The organism is Nonomuraea sp. 10N515B (genome assembly GCF_052245915.1).
Classification (GTDB): domain Bacteria; phylum Actinomycetota; class Actinomycetes; order Streptosporangiales; family Streptosporangiaceae; genus Nonomuraea.
This window is the reverse complement of the sequence record NZ_JBQQBQ010000024.1, coordinates 96,579-111,318: the sequence shown is the minus strand read 5'-3', so window position 1 is coordinate 111,318 and position 14,740 is coordinate 96,579. Positions and strand designations below refer to the sequence as shown.

Sequence of the window (14,740 nt, the reverse complement as noted above, 5' to 3'; positions counted from 1 at the left end):
CCCGCGTCGTCGGTTTGTTTCCAACGCCGCGCCCGCGCGGAAGCTTGGCAGAAACCGCATGGACGCGGTGTGTTCACCAAATACCCGTGTGGCGGATATCACAAGAGGTGCAGGGCAAAGAAAGTTGTCAGGTCTGTGATGGCCTACGATCGGACCGCGATGCTCAAACTCCTGCGCCCGGCCATGACCCGGATACTCACCCCGCTGGGCAGGGCCCTCGTGGGCCGCGGGATCGGCCCGAACGCCGTCACGGCGATCGGCACCCTCGGCACCGTCGTGTCCGCCCTGACCTTCTTCCCCCTGGGCTACCTGACCGTGGGGGCCCTCGTGATCACTGTCTTCGTGCTGTTCGACCTGCTCGACGGCGTGGTGGCCCGGCTCGGCGGGAAGGGGGGCAGCACCTGGGGCGCGTTTCTGGACTCGACGCTCGACCGGGTCGCCGACGCCGCCATCTTCGCCGGCCTGATCTTGTATTTCGTGTCCAGACAGGACACGCTGATGGCCTCGGTGACGCTGGTGTGCCTGATCGCCGGGACCCTGGTGTCCTACGCCAAGGCCAGGGCCGAGGGGCTCGGGCTCACGGCCGACGTCGGGCTGGCCGAGCGGCCGGAGCGGCTGGTCGTGGCGCTGGTCGCGGCCTGCTTCTCGGGGCTCGGTGTGCCGTACATTCTGCCTGCGGGGATGTGGCTGCTGGCGGCGGCCAGCGTGATCACCGTGGGGCAGCGGGTGATGGCCGTTTACCGGCAGACGAGGGAGAAATGAGCGAGAAGGCGTCGTTCGGCGATCGCGTCGTGGCCGCGGGTTTCGCGGCCGGCTGGAAGCTCGTGCCGCTGCTGCCCGAGCGCCCGACGGCCGCGGTCTTCGGCTTCCTGGCCGACCGGGTGTGGGCCAGGGGCGGCAAGTCGGTGCGCCGGCTGGAGTCCAACCTGGCCAGGGTGACCGGACTCGACGTGGGCAGCCGGGAACTGCGCGAGCTCACCAGGGCGGGCATGCGCTCGTACTTCCGCTACTTCCACGAGATCTTCCGGCTGCCGTCCATGAAGACCGAGGAGATCGTGCGGCGCACGCATGTCATCGGCGCCGAGCACGTCCACGACACCGTGGCGGCCGGGCGGGGCGTGGTGCTGGCGCTGCCGCACATGGGCAACTGGGACCAGGCCGGCGCCTGGCTGGTGGGCGTGGGCCATCCGTTCACGACCGTGGCCGAGCGGCTCAGGCCGGAGTCGTTGTTCCGCCGCTACGTGGCCTTCCGCGAGGGGCTCGGCATGGAGGTGCTGCCGCTGACCGGCGGCGACGGCCACAACTTCGCCTCGCTGGCCATCCGGGTGCGCAAAGGCGGCGTGGTGTGCCTGCCCGCCGAGCGCGATCTGACCAAGAGCGGCATCGAGGTGCGCTTCTTCGGCGCCACCACGAAGGTGCCCGCGGGGCCGCCGCTGCTGGCCGTGCAGACCGGGGCCGCGCTGCTGCCGGCGATCGTCTACTTCGTCGACGGCGACTGGGGCATCCACATCCACGAGGAGGTCCCGGTCCCGCAGGAGGGCACCCGGCAGGAGAAGGTCGCGGTGGTGGCGCAGCGGCTGGCCGACGTGTTCGAGAAGGGCATCTCCGAGCATCCTGAGGACTGGCACATGTTGCAGCGGCTCTGGCTGGAGGACCTGCCTGCTCAGAAGGTCGGCCCATGAAGGTCGGCATTGTGTGTCCCTATTCATGGGACATGCCCGGCGGAGTCAAGCAGCACATCGACGACCTGGCGCAGGCGCTGATCGCGCAGGGGCACGACGTGTCGGTGATCGCGCCCGCGGCCGACGACGACGAGCTGCCCCCATATGTGACGGGAGCCGGGCGGGCGGTGCCGGTGCCGTACAACGGGGCGGTGGCCAGGATGTCGTTCGGCTTCCTGTCGGCGGCGCGGGTGCGGCGGTGGGTGCGCACGGGCCGGTTCGACGTGCTGCACATCCACGAGCCGCTGATCCCGAGCCTGGGCGTGCTGGCGTGCTGGGCGGCGAAGGGACCGATCGTGGCCACGTTCCACGCGTCGTGGTCGCGCTCGCGGGCCATCGCGGTGGCCGAGCCGCTGCTGCAGAGCGCGCTGGAGAAGCTCAGCGGCCGCATCGCGGTCTCCGACGCGGCCCGCAAGAGCCTGGTGGAGCAGTTCGGCGGCGACGCGGTGCTGATCCCGAACGGTGTGACCGTCTCCCGCTACACCGAGGCCGAGCCGCTGGACGGGTGGGGTCCCGACGGGGCCACGATCGGCTTCCTCGGGCGGATGGACGAGGAGCGCAAGGGCCTGCCGATCCTGCTGGAGGCGTTCACGGCGCTGGCGGCCGCGCGGCCGGAGGTGAAGCTGCTCATCGCCGGTCCCGGCGACGAGAAGGACGTGTTCGAGCGGGTGCCCAAGCGCTTCCACGACCGGGTGACGGTGCTGGGCATGGTGAGCGAGGCCGACAAGATCCGCGCCTACCACTCGGTCGACGTGTTCTGCGCGCCGAACACGCGGGGGGAGAGCTTCGGCATCGTGCTGGCCGAGGCCATGGCCTCCGGGGCCACGGTGCTGGCCAGCGACATCCCGGCCTTCCGCAGGGTGCTCGGCGAAGGCCAGGCGGGCGCGTTGTTCGCCAACGGCGATGCCGGCTCGCTGGCGCGCGAGGCCGCCGCGCTGCTCGACGCGCCGGAGCGGCGTGCCAAGCTGGCCGCGGAGGCGCTGGTGGCGGTCAGGAAATACGACTGGTCCACGGTGGCGCGGGACGTGGTGCGGGTGTACGAGACGGTCACGACGAGCGGCGCGGGCCGTGTGGAGGAGGATCTGTGACCGCGGGTGAGCGGGGGGATGAGCTGTGACCTCCACCATGGTCATTCTGATCGTGGGCATCGTCGTGGTGCTCATGGCCGTGTACGTCTCCTGGCGGGCCGGTCGGCTCGACCGCCTGCACATCCGCCTGGAGCTTGCCCGCGAGTCGCTGGACGCCGCGCTGATGCGGCGCCGGGCGGTGGTGCTGGAGCTGGCCGGCGCGCGCCTGCTGGACCCGGCCACGTCGCTGGTGCTGGCCGCGGCCGCCCACGAAGCCAGGATCGCCGGGACCGAGGAGCGCGAGCACGCCGAGAGCGACCTGTCGCGGGCGCTGCGGGCGGCGGTGGACCAGGAGCGGTTCAGGGAGAAGCTGTCGGAGTCGCCCGGCGGCCGCGACCTGCTGGAGGAGCTCGACACGGCCGTGGCCAAGGTCGTCTACTCACGGCGCTTTTATAACAATGCGGTGGCGGTCACCCGTACGGCGCAGCGCCGCTGGCTGGCGAGAACCCTGCGCCTGGCGGGCCATACGGAGTATCCCGATTTCTTTGAAATTGATGACAATCCGCCTGCGACTATGGCAACTGAATGACCTGATTTGGGGAAGCCAGTAAGCTTCATCCCGTTTTTCGGGCTGAAGCGAGGAGTGTTGCAGGTGCGGCTACCCCGGTTGATCACGCTCACACTTGCCGGAGCGGCCGTGCTGCTGCCCGTCGCGGCCTGCTCGTCGGACGAGCCGGCTCCAGGCCAGGTGCCACAGGCCGCTACCGCGGCGCCGAGTGAGGAGCCCGCCGAGGTCGAGGTGCACCCGTTCACCGGCAAGCCGTACGACGCGCTCAAGCCGGTGCTCGCCGTGAAGATCGAGAACACCGCGGCGGGCAAGCCACAGCTGGGGCTGAAGAGCGCGGACATCGTCTACATCGAGCAGGTCGAGGCCGGGCTGACCCGGCTCATGGCGATCTTCTCCTCCAAGCTGCCGGCCAAGGTGGGCCCGGTCCGCAGCGCCCGCATCTCCGACCTGCACATCGCGCCGATGTTCGGCAAGCCGGCCTTCTCCTACTCGGGTGCGCAGAGTCTGATGTTGCCGCTGATCGCCGAGGCGTCGCTGTTCGACGTCGGAGACACCCGCAATCCGGGGGCGTACTTCCGGCAGCCGGGCCGCTTCGCCCCGTACAACCTGTTCGCCAACACCAAGCAGCTGGTGGCCAAGGCGCCCAAGGCCAGCAAGGCCAAGGACATCGGCTTCACCTTCGGCGACGCGCCGGCCGAGGGCGGCGTGGAGAAGAAGGCGTACACCGTCAAGTGGCCCGCCGCGCGCTTCACCTTCGCCTGGTCCGAGCCGCGCAAGATGTGGATGATCTGGCAGGACGGCAAGAAGGACATGGCCGCCGAGGGCGGGCAGCTCGGCGCGCCGACGATCGTCATCCAGTACACCAAGACGGAGCGCTCGCAGTTCCACGACAAGAACGACAGCTACACGCCACTGGTGCACACCACGGGCAAGGGCTCGGCGATCGTGCTGCGCGACGGTAAAGCTTTCAAAGCCAAGTGGGAACGGGAATCGGAGAAGGACGGCACGACGTTCACCACGGAGAGCGGCGAGCCGATGAACTTCGCCCCCGGCCAGGTCTGGGTGGCTCTCGCCAGCCGCAAGCCCGTGATCCCCTGATCGTCCTGTACAAGCTAGGCGACAAATCCTGACATGTTGGCATGTCGGGGTGGGAGTCCATCAGGACCTACCATGGGCTTGATAACTTACCGATTCGCCCTGAGAGCCGTGAGGAAGACCGTGTCCAGCAGCACGCCCCAGACCCCGCCGACCACTGGCCCCGTCACCGGAACCGCCCGCGTCAAGCGAGGCATGGCCGAGATGCTCAAGGGCGGCGTCATCATGGACGTCGTCACCCCCGAGCAGGCCAAGATCGCTGAGGACGCCGGCGCGGTGGCCGTCATGGCGCTCGAGCGCGTGCCCGCCGACATCCGCGCGCAGGGCGGCGTGTCCCGGATGAGCGACCCGGACATGATCGACGGCATCATCAACGCCGTGTCGATCCCCGTCATGGCCAAGGCCCGCATCGGCCACTTCCTCGAGGCCCGGGTGCTGCAGTCGCTCGGCGTGGACTACGTCGACGAGTCCGAGGTGCTCACCCCGGCCGACTACGCCAACCACATCGACAAGTGGCAGTTCACGGTGCCGTTCGTGTGCGGCGCCACCAACTTGGGCGAGGCGCTGCGCCGCATCACCGAGGGCGCGGCCATGATCCGTTCCAAGGGCGAGGCGGGCACCGGCGACGTCTCCAACGCCGTCACCCACATGCGCACCATCCGCGCCGAGCTCAAGCGGCTGGCCTCGCTGCCCGAGGACGAGCTGTACGTGGCCGCCAAGGAGTTGCAGGCCCCCTACGAGCTGGTGGCCGAGGTCGCCAAGGCCGGCAAGCTGCCGGTCGTGCTGTTCACCGCGGGCGGCATCGCCACCCCGGCCGACGCCGCGATGATGATGCAGCTGGGCGCCGAGGGCGTGTTCGTCGGCTCGGGCATCTTCAAGTCGGGCGACCCGGCCAAGCGCGCCGCGGCCATCGTCAAGGCCACCACGTTCCACGACGACCCCGACGTCATCGCCAAGGTCTCGCGCGGCCTGGGCGAGGCCATGGTCGGCATCAACGTCGACGACATCCCGCAGCCGCACCGCCTGGCCGAGCGCGGCTGGTAGTCCGGCGCGTCGTTGCAGGCCACGGACCTGCCTCCGGTGAGATGATCACTGCGGGCGGGGGCGCTGCCGGACGACGGTGACGACGGAAATTTCCGAAAGAGGCGACATCCGCGAAGGATGTCGTCTTTTTCGTGTTGTGCGGTGTTAACTGCGCAGTCATGATCGTCAGTAAGGCTACGGGAAACCCCCTCACCCTCGATTGTCCCAGGAGCCACTGATGCCCAAGCTGAACCGACGGCATTTCCTCGTCACCGGCTTAGCGGCAGGCGCCGCGGCGGCCATCCCGGCCGCCGCCGCGCACGCCGACGATCCGGACCCTGCCGCCGAAACCGCCCAGAGCCTGGCCTCGCGCGGGCTGCGCACCGACCCGTTCACGCTCGGCGTCGCCTCCGGCGACCCCGACCACGAGGGCTTCGTGTTGTGGACCAGGCTCGCCCAGGAGCCTCTCGCCGAGGACGGCCTCGGCGGCATGCCGCAGCGCCCGTTCCCGGTGCTGTGGCAGGTGTACGCCGACGAGCGCCTTCGCCGCGTCGTCCGCTCCGGCGTGAGCGTGGCCGCGCCGGAATGGGGTCACAGCGTGCACGTCGAGCTGCAGAACCTCAGCTCCGACCGCGAGTACTGGTACCGCTTCCGCGTCGGCCCGTACGTCTCGCCCGTCGGCCGCACGCGCACGGCCCCGCACCCGCTGTCGTACGGCGGCGGGCTGGCCATGGCCTTCGTCTCCTGCGCGCAGTTCGAGCACGGCTACTTCACGTCCTACCGCAGGCTGGCCGAGGAGCACCCCGACCTGATCCTGCACCTGGGCGACTACCAGTACGAGTACACCAAGAACACCTACAACATCCCCGGCGGCAACATCCGCCACCACGAGGGCCCCGAGACCGAGACCCTGGCCAACTACCGCCAGCGCCACGCCCAGTACAAGGCCGACCCCGACCTGCAGGCCGCGCACGCCGCCGCGCCGTGGCTGGTGGTGTGGGACGACCACGAGCTGGACAACAACTGGGCCGACGAGGTGCCGGAGCGGCCCGAGATCCCCCAGCCGAACTTCCTGTCCCGCCGCGAGGCCGCCTTCCGCGCCTACTACGAGAACATGCCGCTGCGCCGCACCTCCATCCCGCGCGGCATCGACATGCAGCTCTACCGGCGCATCCGCTGGGGCAGGATGGCCACCTTCCACATGCTCGACACCCGCCAGTACCGCGACGACCAGGGCTGCGGCGACGGCTACAAGAACTGCCCGGCCTCCATCGACCCCGCCCGCTCGATCACCGGGGCCGAGCAGGAGGCGTGGCTGCTGGACGGCTTCCGCCAGTCGCGGGCCCAGTGGGACATCCTCGGGCAGCAGGTGTTCTTCGCCCAGCGTGACAACAACGCCGGGCCCGCCAAGGTCACCAGCCAGGACGCCTGGGACGGCTACGTGGCCTCCCGCCGCCGCATCACGCAGGGCTGGGTCGACGCGCAGGTGCGCAACCCCGTGGTGCTGACCGGCGACGTGCACGCGCACTGGGCCAGCGACCTCAAGCTCGACTACGACGACCCGACCGGGCCGTCGGTGGGCTCCGAACTGGTGGCCACGTCGATCTCCACCGGCGGGAACGGCACCGACTCCGACCCGGCCACGCACCCGTTCCTGACGATCAACCCGCACCTGAAGTTCTACAACAACCAGCGCGGATACGTGCTGACGAAGATCGAGCGTGAGCAGATGGCGGCCGACTTCAAGGTCGTGCCCCGGGTCACCGATCCCGGCGCCGAGGTCTACACCCGGGCCACGTTCGTCATCGAGGACCGGGTGCCGGGGGTGCAGCAGACGTACCTGCGGCCGCTCGACCCGACCATCCTGCGCAGGCAGCCGATGACGAGCGAGGAGACCGTCCGCCTGGAGACCGAGCGCCCCTAGCGACCACACCGGCCCGGCCGCCGTCGCGGCCGGGCTTCGGTCCTCCTGCTCAGGACGCGCCGTCGGCGCCGGGGCGGTGCCCGGCCGCCGCTGAAGGAAGATGCCAAGCCATCCTGGTGTTGAATGGTCGGTACCCGCACCCGGACGGAAGGATCGACTGTGCCCACGATCGGCGTACTCGCTCTCCAAGGAGACGTGCGCGAGCATGTGCGCATGCTTCAGGAGGCAGGCGCGACGGCCCATGCCGTCCGCAGACCGGCCGAGCTGGACGCGGTCGACGGACTCGTCATCCCCGGTGGGGAGTCCACCACCATGTGGAAGCTCGCCGAGACCTTCGACATGCTCCAGCCGCTGCGGATGCGGATCAAGGAGGGCATGCCCGCCTACGGTTCCTGCGCCGGCATGATCATGCTGGCTGACAGGATCGAGGACGGCATCGCCGGGCAGCAGACGATCGGCGGCATCGACATGGTGGTCAGGCGCAACGCGTTCGGCCGCCAGGTGGACTCGTTCGAGGAGGATCTGGACTTCGCGGGCGACCGGGTGCACGCGGTGTTCATCCGCGCCCCCTGGGTCGAATCCGTCGGCGGTGATGTCGAAGTGCTGGGCCGGTGCGAGCCTGGGGATAGGATCGTCGCGGTCCGTCAAGGTCCGCTGCTCGCGACATCGTTCCACCCCGAACTCACCGGGGACGCTCGCGTGCACCGTTACTTCGTAGACATGGTTAGGGAGCTCTAAGTAATGTCCGGCCACTCCAAATGGGCGACGACGAAGCACAAGAAGGCAGCGCTCGACGCCAAGCGGGGCAAGCTGTTCGCCAAGCTCATCAAGAACATCGAAGTGGCGGCCCGCACCGGTGGCCCTGACCCGGATGCCAACCCCACCCTCTTCGACGCCATCTTCAAGGCGAAGAAGAACTCCGTGCCCAACGACAACATCGAGCGGGCCCGCAAGCGCGGCGGCGGTCTGGAGGCCGGCGGCGCCGACTGGCAGACGATCATGTACGAGGGTTACGCGCCGGGCGGCGTCGCGGTGCTCATCGAGTGCCTCACCGACAACCGCAACCGCGCCGCCTCCGAGGTGCGCGTCGCGCTGACCCGCAACGGCGGCTCCCTGGCCGACCCCGGGTCCGTGTCCTACATGTTCAACCGCAAGGGCGTCGTCATCGTGCCCAAGAACGGGCTCGACGAGGACACCGTGCTGATGGCCGTGCTGGAGGCGGGCGCCGAGGAGGTCAACGACATGGGTGACTCCTTCGAGGTCGTCTCCGAGGCCGGGGATCTGGTGCCGGTGCGCAAGGCGCTGCAGGAGGCCGGGATCGACTACGACTCGGCCGAGTCGAGCTTCCTGCCGACGATGAGCGTGCCGCTGGACGAGGAGGGCGCCAAGAAGGTGTTCCGCCTCATCGACGCGCTGGAGGACAGCGACGACGTGCAGAACGTCTTCGCCAACTTCGACGTCAGCGACGCGGTGCTGGAGCGTCTGGGCGCCGAATAGCCGCCTTCTCCGCAAGGCACTGGGCCCCGTTCCTGCCGGGCCCTGGCTCTTGCGTGCTCAGTTCTCACGTGCGGTTTCCTCGCGTGGGATCAAGCCCGGGGCCCGTGGCGGCCTTGAGATGCGCGCGAGGCCGGTGGCGGCGTAGGGTCGGGCGACGTGACTTCCCCCACCCCACCGCAGACGTCCTACCGGGCGCTCGGCTGGCTGCTGGCCGTGCCCGCCCTCTTCGGCACGCTCATCACGCTGGTGCTGCCGACGGCGCAGACGATCTGGCTCAGCTTCCAAAGCGGCGGCGTTCTCAAGGAGAGCGCCTATGCGGGGATGTCCAACTACGGTGAGGTGCTGGGCGACGACGCGTTCTGGCGGGCGCTCGGCTTCACGCTCTCGCTGACCGTCGTGCCGCTGCTCGTGGCCGTGGTCGTGGCGCCGCTGCTGGCGGCGGCTCTCGACTGGGGCGGCGCCTGGACGCGGCGGGCCGGGCGGATCGCGCTGTCCCTCGCGATCGTCACGTTCTCGCCCGTGGGCGTGGCGGCGGCCTGGATCCAAGGCCTGAGTCGGGAGGCGTCCGGCCTGGTCGCCCTGGCGCAGGGGCTGAGCGAGCCGGACACGGCCCCGGGCGCGCTGCGCCTGATCGTCGCCGCGGCGACGTTCGGCGTGGTGTGCTCGCTGGCGGTCATCGCGTTCCTGCCCACCCTGCGCGGCGGCACCGTCGCGCCCGCCATGCTCGTCGTCGGCGTGCTCGTGGCGCTCGCCACCGTCGCCGTCGGCCTGCAGACCTTCTCGATCGGGCTGGTCCTCACCAACGGAGGCCCTCAGCGCTCCACAGGGACCCTCGCGGGCCTCCAATACGACTTCGCCTTCAGGATGGCCCAGTTCGGCCGTGGTGCGGCCGTTGCGACGCTCACAGGTGCAGCCCTCGGCGTGCTGGGGATCGTCGCCACCGTCGTCGTCGCGGCCTCCCGGCTACGCATCACGCTCACGCCTGCCGGCGGCACTCCCGCCCCTCCGGCCCCTCAGGCCGTCGCGCGTCCGGACGCCTGGCCGCAGGGCTCCGCACCGCTGCCCGATGGATCCGCCGCCGCCGCGCCTTCCGGCTCCGGCGGCTCGGACCGGCCGCCGAAGACGGCCGGGATGGTGGTCGGGGTGGCGGCGCTGGTCCTCTTCCTGGCCGTGGGGATCCTGCTGTCCTGGCCGTGGATCTCCGGCGTGCTGGGCTCGCCCGGCAGTGCGGCGGGCGGGCTGCGTACGCAGGTCAACACCTGGGTGCCCGCCGTCGCCGGCGCGCTGGTGTCGGTCGGGGTGGCCTACCTGGCCGCTCTCGGGATCGGCGGGCTGCGCCCGCTCGGGCGCGGGAGCGAGTGGCTGCTGCTGGTGTTCGCGCCCTGGCTGTTCGTCGGCACCGGCCCCCTCGGCGTGGCGAACTGGCAGAACATGCGCAACCTCGGCCTGGTCGACACCTTCCTCGCGCTCTTCCCGCCCCTGCTGGTGAGCGTGCCGGCCCTGCTGGTGCTCACCCTGCTGTGCAAGGGACTGGCAGAGCGGAACGACAGGGACTTCTTCAGCGGTGTCGTCCTGCCCTCGCTGCCCATGGCCGGCATCCTGGTGGGGGCCGTCGCGCTGGTGAACGCCCAGGACCTGCTCTGGCCGCTGCTGGTCGCCCAGCAGCCCGGCCTGTTCACGGCACCCGTCGCCCAGGTGAACGAGCTCGGCCGGTACGCCGTCGCCTCGCCCGGCGTCGGCGTCACCACGCCGCTGCTCATGGTCGTCGTCGCGCTGGCCATCGTGGTCGCCGCTCAGCTGCTCTATCTCGACCGGCTCGCCGTACGCGCAAATGGTTCGCGGCGGCGTATCCCGGCTGCGTAAGTTGGATCATTGTGGAAATTCGCGATCTGACTCCGGAGGACCTCGACGACGTCCTCGACATCCGGAAGCGCTCGTTCGGCCCGCTTTCGGCTGCTGACGCCGAGCGCTGGCGTCGCTCGACGATCCCCTTGCTCGGCGAGGGCCGCTATCTCGGCGCCCTCGACGGCTCCAGGCTCACGGCCGCGGCCCGGCTGCGGCAGTTCACGCAGTGGTGGCACGGCAGGCCGCAGCCGATGGCCGGGATCGCGGGGGTCACCGTCTCGCCCGAAGATCGCGGGCGCGGCGTCGGCACGCTGATCATGCGGGCCGTCATCGACCGGGCCGTGGCGCTCGGCGACGCGGTCTCCGTGCTCTACCCGGCCACCACGCCGATCTATCGGGCCCTCGGCTACGAGCACGCCGGGGCGCAGCACAACGTGCGCCTCCCCGCCGAGGCGCTGCGGCAGATCCGCCCCTCCGGGCAGGTCAAGCTGAGCAGGATGGGGGCCGGCGACGGCGCCGAGGTCATCTCCGTGCTGCACCGCGTCCACGCCGCCGCCCGCGCCAGCGGTCCGGTCTCCTGGGACGAGGGCACCTGGAACCTGTGGCTCGAGGACGAGGACGACTTCCTCTACCTCGCTGACGACGGCTTCCTGATCTACCGGTGGAAGGGCGACGACATCCAGGTCGACAACCTCGTCGCCGGATCCGCGGAGACCGCCAGGACGTTGTGGTCCCTGGTCGGCACCGCCTCCTCGATCGCGCAGCACGTCCTCGCGCCCGTGGCGCCTGACGACCCGGTGCTGTGGCTGCTGCGGGAGCGGGGCAAGGAGCACGTCAAGCAGGTGCGCTGGATGTTCAGGGTGCTCGACGTGGCCGCCGCGATCGAGCGCAGGGGATATCCGCTGCCCGTGAGCTGCGAGGCCGTCGTCACCGTGGAGGACCCGGTGCGGGGTGGCGGCACGTGGCGGCTGGAGTTCTCCGGCGGGTCCGGCGCCGCCACGCCAGTGGGGGAGTCCGGCTCCGGCGCGCCGGGCGCGGTGCTCGGCGCGAACGGCCTGGCCGCTCTGTACTGCGGGGTTCCCACGAGCACGCTGCGGCTGGCCGGGCTCATGTCCGGCGACGACCGGCACGACGAGGCCCTGGACGCCGTCTTCGCCGCCAAGCCGTACATGCTCGACTACTTCTGACAGGCTGTCTCGGGGTGTGGGGTGTGTCTGTGACGGCGTGTCTCGGGTGTGGGGCGTGCCTGTGACGACGTGCCGATGGTGGCTGTCCCGTGTGGGGCTCGGGTCAGAGGCGGTCGGCCGGGCGTTTCACGGTGCGCGGCCACCTCGGCCGGGGTAGAGTCTGGTGCCGAACAGGTGTTCGGCGGCGCGGGAGGGACAGGCCGGTGCGGGTGATGGGCGTCGATCCGGGGCTGACCCGGTGCGGTCTGGGCGCCGTCGAGGGGCGTCCGGGCGCGCCATTGACGCTGGTGGGCGTCGGAGTGATCCGCACCGGCGCGGACGAGGAGCTCGGCACGCGGCTCGTCGGCATCGAGGCGGGGATCGAGCAGTGGCTCGACGACATCCGCCCCGACGCGGTGGCGGTCGAGCGGGTCTTCAGCCAGCACAACGTACGCACCGTCATGGGCACCGCCCAGGCCGCCGGCATCGCCGTGCTGTGCGCGGCCAGGCGGGGCCTGCCGGTGGCGCTGCACACCCCGTCCGAGGTCAAGGCCGCCATCACCGGCAGCGGCACCGCCGACAAGAAGCAGATCGGCGCCATGGTGACCCGCCTGCTGCGGCTGCCCGAGATGCCCAAGCCCGCCGACGCCGCCGACGCGCTCGCGCTGGCCATCTGCCACGTGTGGCGCGGCGGCGCCCAATCACGCCTCGCCGAGGCCCTGGCCCGGGCCACACGAAAGGACGTCAGGCGATGAACGCGCCGGCCACGATGAGTCACGCGGTGGGTCGCCCGCTGGATCGCGCCGTGCGTGGTCCGCTGGGTCGTGCGGTGGGTCGCCCGCTGGATCGCGTGGTGGGCCGCCTGCTGGATCGAGCGGCGAGTCGAGTGATGATCGTGTCAGGTGCGGAGGGCGAGCTGTGATCGCGTCGGTGGCGGGACGGGTGGCGGCGATCGCGCCGGACGGGGCGGTGATCGAAGTCGGTGGGGTCGGCATGCTCGTCCACTGCACCCCGGGCACGCTCGCCACGCTGCGCGTCGGAGAGGCGGCCCGGCTGGCGACGTCGCTGGTGGTGCGCGAGGAGTCGCTCACCCTCTACGGCTTCGCCACCGACGACGAGCGGGCCGTGTTCGAGCTGCTGCAGACCGCCAGCGGCGTCGGGCCCAAGCTGGCACTCGCCATGCTCGCCGTGCACACGCCCAACGCGCTGCGGGTGGCCGTGGCAGGCGCCGACCTCAAGGCGCTCACGCAGGTGCCGGGCATCGGGCAGAAAGGCGCCCAGCGCATCGTGCTGGAGCTCAAGGACCGGCTCGGGACGCCCGAGGAGGCCGTCAACGCCGCGCTCAACGGAGAGCGGCGGGTGGCGGTGTGGCGGGAGCAGGTCCACTCGGGGCTGGTGGGGCTGGGCTACTCCAGCAAGGACGCCGACGAGGCGCTCGCCACCGTGGAGCCGGACGCCGACGCCGAGCTCGCCGCCGGTCGCCAGCCCCAGGTCGCCGCTCTGCTGAAGGCGGCGCTTCGATCGCTGAGCGTGCGATGATCGCGTTCCGGTCCTGTTCCGGTGGCGCTGTTTTCCACGTTGGCAAGGCCGCCTCGCCCCGTCGCTGCGCGGTGAGTGCTGAGGGCCGTACGGTGAGAACTTCGGACCCTGAGGTGGGCGATCCGGTGAGGGGGTGTGGTGGGCGTGGGATTTGAGCGTGAGCTCGTGTCGGCCGATGCCGCGGGCGACGAGCTGCAGATCGAGGCGGCCCTGCGGCCCAAGCGGCTCAGCGAGTTCATCGGCCAGGGCCGGGTGAGAGAGCAGCTGTCGCTCGTGCTCGAGAGCGCCCTGCGGCGGCGGCGGCCGCCCGACCACGTGCTGATGAGCGGGTCCCCGGGACTCGGCAAGACCACCCTGGCCATGATCGTCGCGGCCGAGCTGAACGCGCCGCTCCGCATCACCTCGGGCCCCGCGCTGGAGCGGGCCGGCGACCTCGCCGCCATCCTGTCCACGCTGGCCGAGGGCGAGGTGCTGTTCATCGACGAGATCCACAGGATGGCCCGGCCCGCCGAGGAGATGCTCTACCTCGCCATGGAGGACTTCCGGGTCGACATCGTCGTCGGCAAGGGCCCGGGCGCCACCGCCATCCCGCTCGACATCGCGCCGTTCACCCTGGTCGGCGCCACCACCCGGGCCGGGCTGCTGCCGGCCCCGCTGCGCGACAGGTTCGGCTTCACCGCCCACATGGACTTCTACGAGGCGGCCGAGCTGGAGCAGGTGCTCTACCGCTCGGCCAAGCTGCTCCGCCTCGACCTCCCCGCCGAGGGCGCCCACGAGATCGCCAGGCGCTCGCGCGGCACACCCCGCATCGCCAACCGCCTGCTGAGACGCGTACGCGACTTCGCCGACGTGCGGGCCGACGGCGTGATCAACCGAGAGATCGCCGCCGCGGCGCTCAACCTCTACGAGGTGGACGCCGAAGGGCTCGACCGGCTCGACCGGGCGGTGCTGGGCGTGCTGCTGAGGAAATTCGGCGGCGGCCCGGTCGGCCTGTCCACGCTCGCGGTGGCCGTGGGGGAGGAGCCGGAGACGGTCGAGGTGGTGGCCGAGCCGTTCCTCGTACGCCAAGGACTGCTGGCCAGGACGCCGCGCGGCCGGGTGGCGACCGCGGCCGCGTGGGCGCACCTCGGTATGACACCACCATCGGATGCGTTCGGAGCGTCACTTTTCGGCTGATCACAGAACGGTTGCAACCGTTTCAAATCGGGAACTTCCCCGCGCGCCGAAACGCTGCCTCGTTGCCGCGTTTCGCAACAAGCGCCTACACTCCGTGGCTTGGCTGGCTGTGTAGGCTG

At 70.7% G+C, this 14,740-nt stretch carries 14 protein-coding genes; all 14 read left to right on the top strand.

The genetic code is table 11. The features are described from left to right. Positions 1-138: 138 nt before the first annotated feature. Complete coding sequence (pgsA, locus tag ACTWQA_RS31480; protein WP_443162646.1) at positions 139-762, top strand: phosphatidylinositol phosphate synthase; 624 nt, start codon at positions 139-141, stop codon at positions 760-762. Next, complete coding sequence (locus ACTWQA_RS31475; RefSeq protein WP_443162645.1) at positions 759-1,682, top strand: phosphatidylinositol mannoside acyltransferase; 924 nt, start codon at positions 759-761, stop codon at positions 1,680-1,682. The genes pgsA and ACTWQA_RS31475 overlap by 4 nt, the downstream gene beginning before the upstream one ends. After that, entirely contained in the window at positions 1,679-2,809 is a 1,131-nt protein-coding gene (locus ACTWQA_RS31470; protein ID WP_443162644.1) for a glycosyltransferase family 4 protein, read from the top strand. Before ACTWQA_RS31475 ends, ACTWQA_RS31470 begins: the two co-directional genes overlap by 4 nt. A gap of 37 nt (positions 2,810-2,846) precedes the next feature. Continuing rightward, a complete protein-coding gene (locus ACTWQA_RS31465) occupies positions 2,847-3,377 on the top strand; it encodes a hypothetical protein (protein WP_443162681.1) in 531 nt (176 codons plus the stop codon). Positions 3,378-3,440: 63 nt separating this feature from the next. Next, entirely contained in the window at positions 3,441-4,454 is a 1,014-nt protein-coding gene (locus ACTWQA_RS31460) for a DUF3048 domain-containing protein (protein WP_443162643.1), read from the top strand. Positions 4,455-4,526: 72 nt separating this feature from the next. Further along, positions 4,527-5,495 carry a pyridoxal 5'-phosphate synthase lyase subunit PdxS gene (gene pdxS / locus ACTWQA_RS31455; RefSeq protein ID WP_443162642.1) on the top strand — a complete coding sequence of 323 codons (969 nt, stop codon included), beginning with the start codon at positions 4,527-4,529 and terminating at the stop codon, positions 5,493-5,495. Positions 5,496-5,712: 217 nt separating this feature from the next. Further along, positions 5,713-7,398 carry an alkaline phosphatase D family protein gene (locus ACTWQA_RS31450; protein WP_443162641.1) on the top strand — a complete coding sequence of 562 codons (1,686 nt, stop codon included), beginning with the start codon at positions 5,713-5,715 and terminating at the stop codon, positions 7,396-7,398. Between the two features lie 123 nt (positions 7,399-7,521). Then, a complete protein-coding gene (gene pdxT / locus ACTWQA_RS31445; RefSeq protein WP_327580722.1) occupies positions 7,522-8,136 on the top strand; it encodes a pyridoxal 5'-phosphate synthase glutaminase subunit PdxT in 615 nt (204 codons plus the stop codon). Positions 8,137-8,139: 3 nt separating this feature from the next. After that, entirely contained in the window at positions 8,140-8,895 is a 756-nt protein-coding gene (locus ACTWQA_RS31440) for a YebC/PmpR family DNA-binding transcriptional regulator (RefSeq protein WP_327580723.1), read from the top strand. Positions 8,896-9,051: 156 nt separating this feature from the next. Beyond that, positions 9,052-10,758: a hypothetical protein gene (locus ACTWQA_RS31435; RefSeq protein ID WP_443162640.1), complete on the top strand. Its 1,707-nt coding sequence runs from the start codon at positions 9,052-9,054 to the stop codon at positions 10,756-10,758. Between the two features lie 11 nt (positions 10,759-10,769). Further along, a complete protein-coding gene (locus ACTWQA_RS31430) occupies positions 10,770-11,927 on the top strand; it encodes a GNAT family N-acetyltransferase (RefSeq protein ID WP_443162639.1) in 1,158 nt (385 codons plus the stop codon). A 203-nt stretch (positions 11,928-12,130) separates the two neighbouring features. Continuing rightward, a complete protein-coding gene (gene ruvC / locus ACTWQA_RS31425; protein WP_443162638.1) occupies positions 12,131-12,661 on the top strand; it encodes a crossover junction endodeoxyribonuclease RuvC in 531 nt (176 codons plus the stop codon). Between the two features lie 163 nt (positions 12,662-12,824). Next, the gene (gene ruvA, locus ACTWQA_RS31420) at positions 12,825-13,445 is read left to right on the top strand and encodes a Holliday junction branch migration protein RuvA (RefSeq protein ID WP_443162637.1); all 621 of its coding nucleotides are present in this window, start codon (positions 12,825-12,827) and stop codon (positions 13,443-13,445) included. A gap of 144 nt (positions 13,446-13,589) precedes the next feature. After that, on the top strand, positions 13,590-14,621 hold the full coding sequence (ruvB, locus tag ACTWQA_RS31415) for a Holliday junction branch migration DNA helicase RuvB (protein WP_443162636.1): 1,032 nt from the start codon (positions 13,590-13,592) through the stop codon (positions 14,619-14,621). The last annotated feature ends 119 nt before the right edge of the window (positions 14,622-14,740 follow it).